Origin of the sequence: Mesorhizobium sp. M8A.F.Ca.ET.208.01.1.1 (genome assembly GCF_004791315.1) — a bacterium.
Taxonomy (GTDB): Bacteria; Pseudomonadota; Alphaproteobacteria; order Rhizobiales; family Rhizobiaceae; genus Mesorhizobium.
The window spans coordinates 509,749-523,715 of sequence record NZ_SRUT01000003.1 but is presented as its reverse complement, the minus strand read 5'-3'; the positions used below and the strand labels follow the sequence as shown (position 1 = coordinate 523,715).

The window sequence follows — 13,967 nt, the reverse complement described above, 5'->3', positions numbered from 1 at the left end:
GTTGGCCAAAACCGCCGGCGGACCGGCGGTTTCGCATTCGAGGGAGAGCCGCCTTACTTGATCTTCGGCAGTTGCTCCCACTGGTGGAAGGGCGGCGGCGAAGGCAGCTGCCATTCAAGCGTCGTTGCACCCTCGCCCCACGGATTGGCGCCGGCCACCCGCTTCTTCTGGAAGGCTTCGAACACGCAGTAGAGGAAGATCAGGACGCCGACGGCCGAGATATAAGAACCGATGGACGACACATAGTTCCAGCCCGCAAACGCATCGGGATAGTCGATGGTGCGGCGCGGCATGCCGGCGAGGCCGAGGAAATGCTGCGGGAAGAAGATCAGGTTGACGCCGACGAAGGTGACCCAGAAGTGGGTGTTGGCGATGACGGGCGAGTACATGTAGCCGGTCATCTTCGGGAACCAGTAGTACCAGCCGGCGAAGATGGCGAACACCGCGCCCAGCGACAGCACGTAGTGGAAGTGGGCAATGACGAAATAGGTGTCATGCAGCGACCGGTCGAGGCCGGCATTGGCCAGCTGGACGCCGGTGACGCCGCCGATGGTGAACAGGAAGATGAAGCCCAGCGCCCACAGCATCGGCGTCTTGAACGAGATCGACCCGCCCCACATCGTTGCGATCCAGGAGAAGATCTTCACGCCCGTCGGCACCGCGATGACCATGGTGGCGAAGACGAAATAACGCTGCGTGTCGAGCGACAGGCCGGTCGTGTACATGTGGTGCGCCCAGACGATGAAGCCGACGGCGCCGATCGCGACCATGGCGTAAGCCATCCCGAGATAACCGAACACCGGCTTCCTCGAGAAGGTCGAGACGATATGGCTGATGATGCCGAAGCCCGGCAGGATCAGGATGTAGACTTCCGGATGGCCGAAGAACCAGAACAGGTGCTGGAACAGCAGCGGATCACCGCCGCCATCGGGAGCGAAGAAGGTGGTGCCGAAATTGCGGTCGGTGAGCAGCATGGTGATGCCGCCGGCCAGAACCGGCAGGGACAGCAGCAACAGGAACGCAGTGACCAGCACCGACCAGGCAAACAGCGGCATCTTGTGCAGCGTCATGCCAGGGGCGCGCATGTTGAAGATCGTGGTGATGAAATTGATGGCGCCGAGGATCGAGGAGGCGCCGGCGATGTGGATCGACAGGATCGCCAGATCCATGGCCGGACCGGGCTGGCCCGAGGTCGAGAGGGGTGGGTAGAGCGTCCAGCCGCCACCAACGCCGTAGGCGCCCGGCGCACTCGGCACGAACATCGAGGTGAGCAGCAGGATGAAGGCCGGCGGCAGCAGCCAGAACGAAATGTTGTTCATGCGCGGGAACGCCATGTCCGGCGCACCGATCATGATCGGCACCATCCAGTTGGCAAAACCGCCGATCAGCGCCGGCATGACCATGAAGAAGATCATGATCAGGGCGTGCGCGGTGGCGAAGGCATTGTACATGCTTTTGCCGCCGTCGACCGCGGCGTCACCGTTCATGCCGTAGACCATCTGCGCCAGGCCGCTGAAGATCTGGATGCCAGGCTCCTGCAGCTCCATGCGGATGGCGACCGACAGCGCGCCGCCGATGATACCGGCCATGATCGCGAAGATCAGGTAGAGCGTACCGATGTCCTTGTGGTTGGTCGAATAAACCCACCGCACCCAGCCATGATACGGCTTGTGGTCGTGCCCGTCGTGAGCTGCAGCGTCTGCCATGTTCCGCTCCGTTCCCTAAATCTTGCTAAACCGCGGCATCAATTGCCGGCGGCCGCTACTTTGTTCTGGCCATCGACCTCGGCCATGAGCGTCTTGTTGGCGCCCGGCAGATCGGTCTTGGCTGCCGCCAGCCACGTCTTGAACTGCGCATCCGAGACGACACGGATGGCGATCGGCATGAAGGCATGGTCCTTGCCGCAGAGCTGCGAGCACTGGCCATAGTAGAGACCTTCCTTTTCCGCCTTGAACCAGGTCTCGTTGGTACGGCCTGGAATGGCGTCGATCTTGATGCCGAAGGACGGCATGGCGAAGGAGTGGATCACGTCGGTCGCGGTGACGAGCACGCGGGTCATGGTGTTGACCGGCACCACCAGTTCGTTGTCGACGGCGAGCAGGCGCGGATAGACCTTGCGGTCTTCCTTGCCGGCCTTGGCGCGGTCGCCGTCCTGGAGGATCGCGGAGTTGAAGGCGAGCGTGTTGTCGGTCTGGTATTCGTAGTCCCAGTTCCACTGGTTGCCGGTCGCCTTGACTGTCAGCTTGGCCTCTTCAGGCGGCGTATATTGCGCGGTCAAGAGCTGGAACGAGGGAATGGCCAGGCAAAGCAGGATGACGACCGGACCGACGGTCCAGATCACCTCGATCAGCGTGTTGTGGCTGGTCTTGGAGGGAACCGGGTTGGCGCTCGCGCGAAACCTCACGATGCAGTAGGCGAGGAGAAGGAGCACCAGGATGGTGATCGGAACGATGAACCACATCGTGTAGTTTCCGAACCACTCGATCTGCCGCATCATGTCGGTCGCCGGCGCCTGGAAGGTGGTCTCCCACTCCACGGGCTGGTCGGCTTGGGCGGATGTGCCGGCAAAAATCGTGGCGGCGGCACAAGCACTCAGAAACTTGGCACTTGCTAGAAACCTGGCGCCAGCTAGGAAATTTCTCATCGCCCTCTTCGTCTCCCAGTTCCTCGCGGCTGCGCCAACGAGAATAACGAACAATGCCCGGACGGGAATCCCGACAGTCTCAAGGTGGTTCAAACCATACTCTTTTTCCCTCCGCAAGAAAGGAGCGGTCGAAACCGTGCGGCATTTTTGCGCGCAAGCTGACATGGCTCTTCGAAGGCAATGGCGATGGTGGCGAATCGCGTATGTTCGGCGGGCTGTCCGCCCTACGCTGGCGGAGCCCGCAGAGCGTCGTAATTCAGGCGAATTTGACAGGGAAAAGCGCTGTATTGCCTGTTTCGGGACAGTCCGGCCGCGGTCTGGTCCTTTACTTGGCATTGGCGCAGCTTAAAGTGCCGTGATTCGCAATGGAGCCGTCATGAACTCTTGGCTTTCGAGACTGAGGCATACGCGACTGAGACTTTCGAGAACCCTGGCGAACGCCGTGTTTCTCGCCGTCCTGTCCGCGGCCGGTCTGTTCGTGGCCGGGCAAGCCAATGCGGCCCAGCCGAGCGGCACGGTCAAGTCGACGCATGGCGCATGGTCGATCATCTGCGACACCCCGGCCGGCGCCACCTCCGAACAATGCGTGATGATGCAGAACGTCGTCGCCGAGGACCGTCCGGAGATGGGGCTTTCGGTCGTCGTGCTGCGCACCGCCGACAACAAGGCCGAGATCCTGCGCGTGCTGGCGCCGCTCGGCGTGCTGTTGCCGAACGGCCTCGGTCTCAACGTCGACGGCAAGGACATCGGCCGCGCCTATTTCGTGCGCTGCTTCCAGGACGGGTGTTATGCCGAGGTCATTCTCGAAAAGCCCCTGCTCGACACGCTGAAGACCGGCACGTCGGCAACGTTCATCGTCTTCCAGACGCCTGAGGAAGGCATCGGCATCCCGGTCGACCTCAAGGGTTTCGCCGAGGGTTTCGCCGCCCTGCCCTGATCGCGGCCTCGCGCTGAACCAGACCTTGACGCCGCTTTTGCCGACCCCGGACGCATGCCTTGCATCGAGCGGACGGTGTCATTCGTCGGCGCTGATCTTCATTGCCGATTGTGCGGGCGCGGCTTCACGCCTACATCGGGGGGAAGCAATCATCCCACGGACGGACGCGCCATGAACAGCCTGATCGGCCAATTCGACATTTCAGACGACCGCATCAAGCAGATCGTCGCCGACACCATCAAGGGCGCCGACGACGGCGAGCTTTTCCTCGAATACAGCGAGAGCGAGGCGCTGATGTTCGACAACGGCCGGCTGAAGACCGCCAATTTCAACACCGACCAGGGCTTTGGCCTGCGTGCGGTCGCCGGCGAAGCCAGCGGCTACGCTCATTCCAGCGACCTGTCCGAGGCGTCGCTGCTGCGCGCGGCCAATGCCGTGTCGACCGTCAAGGGTGGGTATTCCGGCACGCTTGCCGCGGCCCCCGCCCGCACCAACCGCCATCTTTACGGCGACGAGAATCCGATCCCCTCGCCGTCCTTCGAGGCCAAAGGGAAGCTGCTGCAGGAAATCGACGCCTGGCTGCGCGCCGAGGATCCACGCGTACGCCAGGTGACGGCCTCTATCGCCGCATCCTGGCAGCATATCGAGATCGTGCGCGCCGACGGCCAGGTGGTGCGCGATATCAGGCCGCTGGTCCGCGTCAACGTCTCGGTCGTCGTCGGCGATGGCGACCGCCAGGAGAGCGGCTCCTATGGCATGGGCGGGCGAAAGGCGTTCGGCGACTTCCTGGTCGAGGACAGCTGGAAGCACGCCGCCAGGGAGGCGCTCAGGCAGGCGCTGGTCAACCTCGAGGCGATCCCGGCCCCGGCTGGCACTTTCGACATCGTGCTGTCCAGCGGCTGGCCGGGCGTGATGCTGCACGAAGCCGTTGGGCACGGGCTGGAAGGCGATTTCAATCGCAAGAAGACCTCGGCCTTCGCCGGCCTGATGGGGCAGCAGGTGGCCGCCAAGGGCGTCACCGTCGTCGACGACGGCACCATCGCCGAGCGGCGCGGGTCGCTCACCGTCGACGATGAAGGCACGCCTTCGGCCCGCAACGTTTTGATCGAGGACGGCAAGCTGGTCGGCTACATGCAGGACCGGCAGAACGCGCGTCTGATGGGCATGAAAGCCACCGGCAATGGCCGGCGCGAAGGCTATGCGCACCAGCCGATGCCGCGCATGACCAACACCTACATGACCTCGGGCGACATGGAGCCGGACGAGATCATCGCCTCGGTCAAGAACGGCATCTATGCCGTCTCCTTCGGCGGCGGCCAGGTCGACATCACGTCGGGCAAATTCGTGTTCGGCTGCACCGAGGCTTACATGATCGAGAACGGCACGGTGACGCAGCCGATCAAGGGTGCCATGCTGATCGGCAACGGACCTGACGCCATGCACCGCGTCTCGATGGTCGGCAACGACATGAAGCTCGACAATGGCATCGGCATGTGCGGCAAGGCCGGCCAGGGCGTGCCGGTCGGCGTCGGCCAGCCGCATCTGAGGATGAACCAGATGACGGTCGGTGGCACCCGGGTTTGAGGCTCGGCGCCGTTCGGCGTGGAAGAAATCGGCGAAGCGGTGACGCATTTCGACCTGTTCGTGGCGATAGAAACGAGCGGCAGCGTCTAGCCGGCGGCGGGGTTGGTCGAGGAGGCGCGCTGCCGACGCCTTGACGATCGAACTCAACCTGAAATGCGCCGGCTGGGCCTCCCGTTTCGACGAACAGATCGAGCGGCCGGCGACACGGATGGTGCCTGCCTTCGTCGAGCGTATTCTCTCAGCGACAGGCTATTGCCGGCGTTCCCAACCTGAATCCCGGCCGCGACCTTGAAGCGAACACAATCCACATTAAGACATTATTAGGTCTTTGACTGCTTGGGCTGCCTTTTGCGCACGAACGCAGCACCAGTTCCTCGTTGCGGTGGTGGTTTTGGCAATGCGGCCCGTCCTGACTTCGTCTTTCCTGCTTGGCTTCGTTTCGTTGATTGGCGCGACAGCGCTGCAAGCCAGTCCGGCGGCAGCACAGTCGACGTGGTTCAAGGCGCGATCGACGCAATCTTCTGCCGCCGCCGTGGGTGGAAGCACCAGCGTCCCCTACGGTTGGATCGACTTCTGTCATCGCCGGCCAAAAGAGTGCAAGGTGCCCGCTCTGCCGGCCGCGAATGTCAAGCTGACAGCACGGAACCTCCGCATCCTCAAGCGGATAAATCAGAAGGCGAACAGCGCCATCGAACCCGTCAGCAATTTCGATCACTGGGGCACAATGGCGGACCATTGGGATTACCCGGTTGACGGCAAGGGCGATTGCAAGATCTACGCACTCTACAAACGCAAGCTCCTTCAGGAGGCTGGATTTCCCAGACAGGCGCTGCTGATGACGGTCGTGCGCGACCTCAACAATGAGGGCCACACCATCCTGACGGTGAAAACCGACAAAGGCGATCTCGTCCTCGACAATATGGTCGACGAAATCAGGCCCTGGAACGCGACCGGCTACTACTTTCTGAAACGTCAGTCGCAGCAGAATCCGAATGTCTGGCAGTCGGTCAACCAGCGAGGCGGCACGCCGAAAACCTGACGGATGCCGCCAAGCGCGTAATCTGAGCGGCCGGAGCGATCGCCTTTGACGGGCTGATGCGCCACACCAGAGGCCCCCTGTCTGGCAACGAGCAAGGATGTTCGCCCCGCGAACGGAAAGGGCGACTCCCGGCCGCGGCAGCCTACTGGTTGCAGGCCGGTTCGCCCTGCTTTCCGCAAGACGGCTTTTTCTTGAGCTGCTGTGGCGGCTGCTCCTGCGGGAGACGCCGCTCTTGCATCTGCTGTCTCGGCTGCGCCCGGAATTCCGGCTTCGGCTCCGATCTCTGCGGCCGGAGCACCTGCTCGTTAGGCCTTTCCTGTCTCAACTGACGCTGCGCATTCTCGTTCGGCCTGATCTTGAGGTTGCGCTGGACGTTAACCTCCGGGCCGGCGGCCCCCTGTTCGCTGTTCTGCAGCCGGCGCAACGTCCTGCCCCTGTCGTTCCTGCTGGCGGAGCCCTGATTCTCGTCGGAGAACACCGCCGGATTGTTCCTGCTGAACCGTTTCTGCACGCCCGGTCCGTTGTCGGTTGGCTCACCGTTGACGGTCGGCAGTCTGCGGAGCTTCCTGCTCTTGTCGTTTCCGCTGGCCGGGCCTTGACCTTGGTTGGAGAACACCTCCGGATTGTTCTTCCTGAGCCGCTCCTGCACGCCAGGCCGATTTTCGGCCGGAGCACCGTTGACGGTCGGCAGCTTGCGGAACTTCTTGCCGTTCTGCCGAGCTGTGCCCTGCTCTCCGGTAACAGCTGCACCGGCATTTCCAGTCGCCTCTTGGTTGCGGCCTACGATGCCTTGCTTGCCAAGCTGCTTCCTGGACTTGTTGCTGCGCAAATTCTCGTCGTTCAGCGCCGGCCTACCGTTGATGAGCGGCAGCTTTCTACCGTTGGCTCCTGGCAGGGCGTGATCGGTTTCAAGCTTACCGGTCGACAAGGTCTTCGACAGCGGAGTCGCGGCATCAGGTTGCTGGCCCTGTATCACACGTTGGCCAGGCTTCGGCGGCAAGCCGCCCTGTTGCTGATTGGACGGGGCCTGACCGGACATGGCCACTCTCTTTTTCAGCAGCGGCGGCAGCGCGACCCTGGCCGCCAGTGCAGCCGGGCCGGCCCCAACCGTGCCTCCGGCCGTCTTCTGGCCTGTCGTGAGGCCACCCTGAGCATTGTGATTGATGGTCTCGCTTTTGATCGTCGTGTTGATGTTGTTGATGACGGTCGTGTTGTGGATGTTGTTGAAGATGATGTCGTTCGGCGGCGGCACGATGTGACGCGGCGGATTGATAAACACAGGTATCGGCACGAATACCGGTGTCGGCAGGACGAAGACGTCAACCGGCGGCGGAGGCGCTTCCAACACGACGAATTCCGGCGGCGGCGGCGGCAGGAAGATCACCGCGATCGGCGGTGGCGGCTCGAAGTCGAAATCGGGATCGTCGAAATAGAGCACCGGCCTGTCGACGTAGACGATTTCCTCCTCCGGCGGCGGCGGCAAATCATAGTCATAGACGGTGAATTCCTCCGGCGGTTCCAGCGCAGCGTCGAAATGCTCGAGCCGCCAGCGCGCGTCCCAGGCATGCGGACCATGCCGATAGCGTCGCAGATAAGACCAATAGGCTTCCGGGGTGTCCTGCAGCCAGGTCTCACGCCACGTGATCGCCTCGCGCCGCGCGGCGATGATGGCGCGCACGCGCTTGGCCATCGGATCGTGTGGATAAGTGACGAGGAAATCCTCGTAGCCGCGCATCGTGTCGCGATCGAGAGCCGCGACATAGGCGTCATGAGCATTGAAATCGCGGATCGCCCTGGTTCGATTGGACCGGGAGTCGGCCTCCGAGACCTTGGGCGCGGGCGCGTCCGCAGCGCGGTCGAAGAAGACGAAAGGCGTGACGATTTTCGAGGCGTTCCACGGCACTTCCGCACCTTGCGTCACCTCGTTGACACGCAATCGTGTGCGGTCGAACACGTCGTCAAGCGACAATCCGCCTTGGCGTATCATCTCGGCCAGCGCCTGGGCATAGGCACCGTAGGGGCCTTTGCCTTCGGGCGCGACCGTTCCGGGAGCGGCGTTGAAGGCAATCAGCATGTTCGGGTCGGGATCGACCAACGCAAGGCCGCCGGCCAGCGGCTCTTTCCACTTCGGGAAGGGATTTGGCCGCGCCGCGTCAAGCACGACGATGTTGACCTTCGTCGGCAATCCGGCCAGCGATTTGGTGACATCGGAGAGCCGCATCGCCTGAAGCGGCACGTCGGCTGGACTGGCAATCTGGGCATCGATCGGCAAGTAGTAATTCTCGCCTTCGAACTGCACGCCGTGGCCGGCGAGATAGACGAAGACAATCGCGTCGGGACCGGCGGCGGAGACCTTGCCGAGGAAATCGCGCAATGCGCCGCGCAGCGATTCCTGATCGACATCGCGCGCCCCGACCACATCGAACCCGGCCGCCTGCAAGGTCTGCGCGATCAGGCCCGCATCATTGGCGGCGGTCGCGAGCTCGCCGGCCTGATACGCGCCATTGCCGATGACGAACGCCAAGCGCTTTTCACCTTGCGCGAGGGCTCCGGTCGAGGAGCTGACCGCGAAAAAGATAAGAACGATGATGAGGCCGGTGAATTTCTGAAGGGTCTGCATGTCCGTTATCGCCATCGGTTCATATTAGTAACGGCGAATGGGCCGAAATGTTTCCCAAAGATGCGAAATTAGGAACCCGCACAAAGGCGGCTTTAGGGCACAATTTGGTCGAAAGAACAGAGGCTTCAGAAATTTCCTGCGAACCGGCGGTCGTGAACTACCGCCGCCTCTTCGGCCTTTCCAGCAAGGCGACCGCTTCGACGTGAGGAGACCACAGGAACTGGTCGATGGGCGTCACGCTTTTCAAGCTGTAGCCGCCATCGATGAGCATGCGCAGGTCGCGAGCCAGCGTCACCGGATTGCAGGACACCGCGGCAACGAACGGGACATCCGAGCGGGCGATCTGCTTCGACTGATCCTCGGCGCCGGCGCGCGGCGGATCGAAGACAAGGCCGTCGAAGGCGTTCAACTCCTTGAACGTCAGTGGCCGGCGAAACAGGTCGCGGCGTTCGCCCGTCACCCGCTTGATGCCGGTCGCGAAGCGGGAACCCCGGTCGAGCGCCGAGAGTGCGGCCGCATCGCCTTCGACCGCGTGCACCTCCGACTTCGCGGCCAGCCGCAAGGCGAAGCTGCCGCAACCGGCAAAAAGGTCGGCGACCTTTTTCGCACGCTTCAGATGTCCGCCGACGATCTCGGCCATTGCCTGTTCGGCTGCCTCGGTCGCCTGCAGGAAGGCGCCCGGCGGCACGGCGACCGCGACGCTGCCGAACATGACGACAGGCTTCCTCGGCTCGATGACGATCTCGTCGTCGATGGACAATCTGGCAAAGCCCTGCGCAATGACAAAATTGGAAGCGATACGGCGCTGGTGTTCGCCGAGCTTGCCGGGGTCGTGCGCCGCGACGTCGAGGCCCGAAGCCGTCACGGTGACCGCCATCCGGAATGATTTGGTGGTGGCACATATCAATCCGGCCAGCGCCTTCAACGGGCCGAGCGCGGCGACGATCTCCGGCAGCGAGATCGGACATTCGGATATCGAGATGATTTCCGGCGACAGATGGCGATTGAAGCCGAGCAACATGCCTGTTTCAGTGCGCCGGGCGGCAAGCACGACACGGCGGCGCGATCGCGGCGCGCAGGCGACCAGTTCGCCAATCTCGCAATCGATGCCCTTCAATGCGTGCACCACCTTTTCGCGTTTCCACCCGCGATAGGCTTCGGTCTCGAAATGTTGGAGGGCACAACCGCCGCATTCGGTGAAATGGCGGCAGGCAGGGTCGACGCGCAGCGGCGAGGCCTCCAGCACCGCCATCAGCGTGGCGCGATCCCTTTCGCGCGCGGCGGTGACGGTCTCGCCCGGCAGCGTGAAGGGAATGAACAGATCGCCGCTTTCGGTTTCGGCGATGCCGTCGCCCTGCGATCCGAGCTTTCGTATTGTGAAGCGTGCGCTCATCGGTCCTTGATCCCACCGAGCAGGAATTCGCGATTGCCGTCGCCACCTTCGATCGGCGACAGATGGAGGCCGAGCGAGCGCCAGCCGGGAACGGCATCCAGCCAATCCTGCAGCAGGCCCGCGACACGGGCGGCATCGAAGGGGTCCTTCAACAGACCGCCCTTGCCGATCGCCTCGCGACCCGCCTCGAATTGCGGTTTGACCAGAAAGACCGCGCCGGCGCCGGGCCTCGCAAGAGCAAGCGCCGGCGGCAGCGCAAGTTTCAGCGAGATGAAACTGACGTCGGAAACGATGAAATCCGGACTGTGGCCGGCAAGATCGGCGGCGGTGAGATCGCGTGCGTTCAGGCCTTCGATCACGGTTACGCGCGGATCACCGCCGACATCAGGATGCATCTGGCCGTGGCCGACATCGATGGCCGTGACATGGGACGCGCCGCGTTCGAGCAATACCTGGGTGAAACCGCCTGTCGAGGCGCCGATGTCGAGGGCCTCGCGGCCGGCGGGGTCGAGGCCGAAATGGTCTAGCCCGCCGATCAGTTTGAGCGCCGCGCGCGAAACATAGCCTTGCGCCGGATCGTCGATGACAACGAGGCATTGCGGCGAAACGTTCTGGCCGGGCTTGCGGGCAATTGCGCCGTCAACCGTCACCGTGCCACGCTCGACCGCGTCACGGGCGCGCGAACGGCTGGCAAACAGCCCACGCTGGACGAGCAGGTCGTCGAGCCGCTGGCGTGTGCTGGCTGGCAGAGGCGAATTCATCGGCCTTCTCTGGCGAAAGCCCGCGATGAAGGCAAGGACATTACACGGAACAGGGTGACGTCGTGCGTGAACGGCTGGAGCAGCGGGCCAAGCCGCGGCTTGCGCGCATCGCGTCGGGTCCGGCAAAATGGCCGTCGGGGACAGCCTCCATCGGGGAATCCGGGGAGAACGAATGCTGACGGGAACCTGCCACTGCGGCGCGACCCACTGGACCCTGGAGGGCGATCCCGGCCCGGTGACCGCCTGCAACTGCACGCTTTGCCGCCGCTATGGCGCGCTCTGGGCCTATGATTATGTCGACGAGCGCATTCGCGTTTCGGGGCCGACGGCCAGCTATAGGCGCGCCGGAAAGGACACGCCGTCGCTCGAAGTCCTGTTCTGCCCGACCTGCGCCTGTGTGCTGGCCTGGCGCGGCTTGCGCGCCAGCGATTCTGGCCGAATACGCATCGCCGTCAATGTGCGGCTGGCGCCACCCGAAGCCGTTGCCGACCTGCCGATCGACCATTTCGATGGCCTCGACTCTTTCGACGATTTGCCACGCGATGGTCGCTGCGTGCGCGATATGTGGTTTTAGAAGATGGTTCGCGGAACCTGGCGCTCGATAGCCGGAGACAGACCATCGTTCCGGTTGCCCGACGCCTGTTCACGTGGATGCTCGGTCGTAACAGCGGGCTGAGGTGCGGCGTTGGGCACGACCACAAGCTGCGGCATCTGCTTGTAGGAAAAGCCGCCGCGGATACCGCCCATCTTGCCGGCGACAATCCCTGTCGCCGCCTTTTCAAGATTGCGGTCGTAGGGCGTCTCGGCGGCAGCCGGTACCACTATCACGGCCAAGAGGGCCGTGCCGCACAGAAGCGTCTTCATTTTCGTTGTCTCCCTGCCTGGCTGCTGTCTAGCAGGGCGCCGTTGAAAAACGGCCAAGGGACACGGTAAGCGAAAGGCCAAACGGCAGCGTTAACAATGCGTTATGAAATCAAGCCGGCAAACTGAGTCAGACTGTTCAGATTTTGATTCAGGCGCGCTGGGCGCGGACCGTGTGGCCGAGGGCGGTGAAAACGGTGCGCACGATCCCGGCGGCGTCGAGTCCGGCGTCGGCATACATCTTTTCCGGCTTGGCGTGATCGGCGAACACGTCGGGCAGAACCAGCGGGCGTACCTTCAGGCCGCTCTCCAGCAATCCTTCTTGGGCAAGGAACTGCAGCACGTGGCTGGCGAAGCCGCCGATGGCGCCCTCCTCCACGGTGACCAGAACCTCGTGCGAGCGAGCCAGCCTCCGGATCAGATCCTGGTCGAGCGGCTTGGCGAAGCGGGCATCGGCAACCGTGGTGGAAAGCCCGGCCGCGCCGAGTTCCTCGGCGGCGGCAAGGCAATCCTGCAGCCTTGTGCCGAAGGACAGCAGGGCGACCTTGCTGCCTTCCCGGACGATGCGGCCTTTGCCGATGTCGAGAACCGAGCCGCGCTCCGGCATGTCGACGCCGACGCCGTTGCCGCGCGGATAGCGGAAGGCGATCGGCCCGTCGTCATAGCTGGCGGCGGTGCGCACCATGTGGCGCAGTTCCGCCTCGTCGGCCGCCGCCATCACCACAAAGCCCGGCAGGCTTGCCAGGAAGGTGGTGTCGAACGCGCCACAATGGGTGGCGCCGTCGGCGCCGACGAAGCCGGCGCGATCGATGGGGAAACGCACGGGCAGTTTCTGGATCGCGACGTCATGGACGACCTGATCGTAGGCGCGCTGCAGGAAAGTCGAATAGATCGCCGCGAACGGCTTGTAGCCTTCCGTTGCCAGGCCGGCGGCGAAAGTCACCGCATGCTGCTCGGCGATGCCGACATCGAAGGTCCTTGACGGGAACACCTCGCCGAACAGGTCAAGGCCGGTGCCACTCGGCATTGCGGCGGTGACGGCGACGATGCGGTCGTCCTCGCGGCCCTCCTGGATCAGGCTTTCGGCGAACACCTTGGTGTAGGCCGGCGCGTTGGCCGGCGCCTTGGCCTGCGCGCCGGTGATGACGTCGAATTTGTTGACGCCGTGATACTTGTCCGCGGCGGCTTCCGCCGGTGCGTAGCCCTTGCCCTTCTGGGTGACGACATGGATCAGCACCGGACCCTTGCCGTTATCACGGACATTTTTCAGGACCGGAATCAGATGTTCCAGATTATGACCGTCGATGGGGCCGATGTGATAGAAGCCGAGTTCCTCGAACAAGGTACCGCCGGTGACGTAGCCGCGCGCATGCTCGACCGCCCGCGTGATGGCGCGATCGGCCCGCTTGCCGAGGTAGGAGGTCAGCTTCTTGCCGAAGTCGCGCAGGCCGACATAGGTCTTGCCGGAAGCCAGGCGGGCCAGATAGGCGCTCATGGCGCCGGTCGGCGGTGCGATCGACATGTCGTTGTCGTTGAGGATGACGATGAGCCGGGCATCGAGCGCGCCGGCATTGTTCATCGCCTCATAAGCCATGCCGGCCGACATTGCGCCGTCGCCGATGACGGAAATGACATTGTTGCGGCCGCCTGAGAGGTCGCGGGCGGCGGCCATGCCCAAGCCGGCCGATATCGACGTCGAGGAATGGGCGGCGCCGAACGGGTCGTATTCGCTCTCGGCCCGGCGGGTGAAGCCCGACAAGCCGCCTTCCTGGCGCAAGGTGCGGATGCGGTCCCGGCGTCCGGTCAGGATCTTGTGCGGATAGGCCTGGTGGCCGACATCCCAGATCAGCCGGTCATCGGGTGTGTTGAAAACATAGTGCAGCGCCACTGTCAGTTCGACCACGCCCAGGCCGGCGCCAAGATGGCCGCCGGTGCGGGACACGGCATCGACCAGTTCGGCGCGCAGCTCGGATGCCAGTTGCGGCAATTCGCTCTCGGCCAGCGTGCGCAGGTCGGCCGGGATGCGAATCCTGTCGAGAAGCGGCGTATGCGGCGTTGCGTTCACGTTGGGCCCAGACTTTCTGTTCATCGGCGGGATAGGCCGCCGGCCGGCGAAAGTAAATGCGTG

The 13,967-nt window shown here is 63.5% G+C and carries 11 protein-coding genes; 4 read left to right on the top strand and 7 right to left on the bottom strand.

The window, feature by feature from the left end:
- Nucleotides 1-53: 53 nt before the first annotated feature.
- Nucleotides 54-1,706, bottom strand: a complete 1,653-nt coding sequence (gene ctaD, locus EN851_RS19220; protein ID WP_127279327.1) for a cytochrome c oxidase subunit I — start codon at nucleotides 1,704-1,706, stop codon at nucleotides 54-56.
- 38 nt (nucleotides 1,707-1,744) lie between these two features.
- Entirely contained in the window at nucleotides 1,745-2,761 is a 1,017-nt protein-coding gene (gene coxB, locus EN851_RS19215; RefSeq protein WP_189521886.1) for a cytochrome c oxidase subunit II, read from the bottom strand.
- 259 nt (nucleotides 2,762-3,020) lie between these two features.
- Here coxB and EN851_RS19210 point away from each other — a divergent pair, with 259 nt between their 5' ends.
- From EN851_RS19210 to EN851_RS19200, 3 genes are all read left to right on the top strand, one after another.
- On the top strand, nucleotides 3,021-3,581 hold the full coding sequence (locus EN851_RS19210; RefSeq protein WP_135929844.1) for an invasion associated locus B family protein: 561 nt from the start codon (nucleotides 3,021-3,023) through the stop codon (nucleotides 3,579-3,581).
- A gap of 171 nt (nucleotides 3,582-3,752) precedes the next feature.
- On the top strand, nucleotides 3,753-5,165 hold the full coding sequence (gene tldD / locus EN851_RS19205) for a metalloprotease TldD (RefSeq protein WP_135929843.1): 1,413 nt from the start codon (nucleotides 3,753-3,755) through the stop codon (nucleotides 5,163-5,165).
- A 397-nt stretch (nucleotides 5,166-5,562) separates the two neighbouring features.
- The gene (locus tag EN851_RS19200; protein WP_189343685.1) at nucleotides 5,563-6,204 is read left to right on the top strand and encodes a transglutaminase-like cysteine peptidase; all 642 of its coding nucleotides are present in this window, start codon (nucleotides 5,563-5,565) and stop codon (nucleotides 6,202-6,204) included.
- A gap of 142 nt (nucleotides 6,205-6,346) precedes the next feature.
- Here EN851_RS19200 and EN851_RS19195 read toward each other — a convergent pair whose 3' ends face one another.
- The 3 genes from EN851_RS19195 to EN851_RS19185 all read right to left on the bottom strand — a co-directional run bounded on the left by EN851_RS19195 (nucleotide 6,347) and on the right by EN851_RS19185 (nucleotide 10,978).
- On the bottom strand, nucleotides 6,347-8,824 hold the full coding sequence (locus tag EN851_RS19195) for a caspase domain-containing protein (protein WP_135929842.1): 2,478 nt from the start codon (nucleotides 8,822-8,824) through the stop codon (nucleotides 6,347-6,349).
- 157 nt (nucleotides 8,825-8,981) lie between these two features.
- Nucleotides 8,982-10,217 carry a class I SAM-dependent RNA methyltransferase gene (locus tag EN851_RS19190; protein WP_135929841.1) on the bottom strand — a complete coding sequence of 412 codons (1,236 nt, stop codon included), beginning with the start codon at nucleotides 10,215-10,217 and terminating at the stop codon, nucleotides 8,982-8,984.
- Nucleotides 10,214-10,978 carry a TlyA family RNA methyltransferase gene (locus EN851_RS19185; protein ID WP_127873114.1) on the bottom strand — a complete coding sequence of 255 codons (765 nt, stop codon included), beginning with the start codon at nucleotides 10,976-10,978 and terminating at the stop codon, nucleotides 10,214-10,216. The genes EN851_RS19190 and EN851_RS19185 overlap by 4 nt, the downstream gene beginning before the upstream one ends.
- A 172-nt stretch (nucleotides 10,979-11,150) precedes the next feature.
- Between EN851_RS19185 and EN851_RS19180 the strand changes: the two genes are divergently transcribed.
- Complete coding sequence (locus tag EN851_RS19180; RefSeq protein ID WP_127873113.1) at nucleotides 11,151-11,552, top strand: GFA family protein; 402 nt, start codon at nucleotides 11,151-11,153, stop codon at nucleotides 11,550-11,552.
- Here EN851_RS19180 and EN851_RS19175 read toward each other — a convergent pair.
- Both EN851_RS19175 and dxs read right to left on the bottom strand, forming a co-directional pair.
- Nucleotides 11,549-11,842, bottom strand: a complete 294-nt coding sequence (locus tag EN851_RS19175; RefSeq protein ID WP_127873112.1) for a hypothetical protein — start codon at nucleotides 11,840-11,842, stop codon at nucleotides 11,549-11,551. The genes EN851_RS19180 and EN851_RS19175 overlap by 4 nt on opposite strands.
- A gap of 148 nt (nucleotides 11,843-11,990) precedes the next feature.
- A complete protein-coding gene (gene dxs / locus EN851_RS19170; protein WP_189521884.1) occupies nucleotides 11,991-13,928 on the bottom strand; it encodes a 1-deoxy-D-xylulose-5-phosphate synthase in 1,938 nt (645 codons plus the stop codon).
- Between the last annotated feature and the right edge of the window lie 39 nt (nucleotides 13,929-13,967).

Excerpts from the sequence above, each read along its gene's own strand:
- ctaD (WP_127279327.1), bottom strand. The coding sequence starts at position 1,706 with ATGGCAGACGCTGCAGCTCACGACGGGCACGACCACAAGCCGTATCAT.
- EN851_RS19210 (WP_135929844.1), top strand. The coding sequence starts at position 3,021 with ATGAACTCTTGGCTTTCGAGACTGAGGCATACGCGACTGAGACTTTCG.
- tldD (WP_135929843.1), top strand. The coding sequence starts at position 3,753 with ATGAACAGCCTGATCGGCCAATTCGACATTTCAGACGACCGCATCAAG.
- EN851_RS19200 (WP_189343685.1), top strand. The coding sequence starts at position 5,563 with ATGCGGCCCGTCCTGACTTCGTCTTTCCTGCTTGGCTTCGTTTCGTTG.
- EN851_RS19195 (WP_135929842.1), bottom strand. The coding sequence starts at position 8,824 with ATGCAGACCCTTCAGAAATTCACCGGCCTCATCATCGTTCTTATCTTT.
- EN851_RS19190 (WP_135929841.1), bottom strand. The coding sequence starts at position 10,217 with ATGAGCGCACGCTTCACAATACGAAAGCTCGGATCGCAGGGCGACGGC.
- EN851_RS19185 (WP_127873114.1), bottom strand. The coding sequence starts at position 10,978 with ATGAATTCGCCTCTGCCAGCCAGCACACGCCAGCGGCTCGACGACCTG.
- EN851_RS19180 (WP_127873113.1), top strand. The coding sequence starts at position 11,151 with ATGCTGACGGGAACCTGCCACTGCGGCGCGACCCACTGGACCCTGGAG.
- EN851_RS19175 (WP_127873112.1), bottom strand. The coding sequence starts at position 11,842 with ATGAAGACGCTTCTGTGCGGCACGGCCCTCTTGGCCGTGATAGTGGTA.
- dxs (WP_189521884.1), bottom strand. The coding sequence starts at position 13,928 with ATGAACAGAAAGTCTGGGCCCAACGTGAACGCAACGCCGCATACGCCG.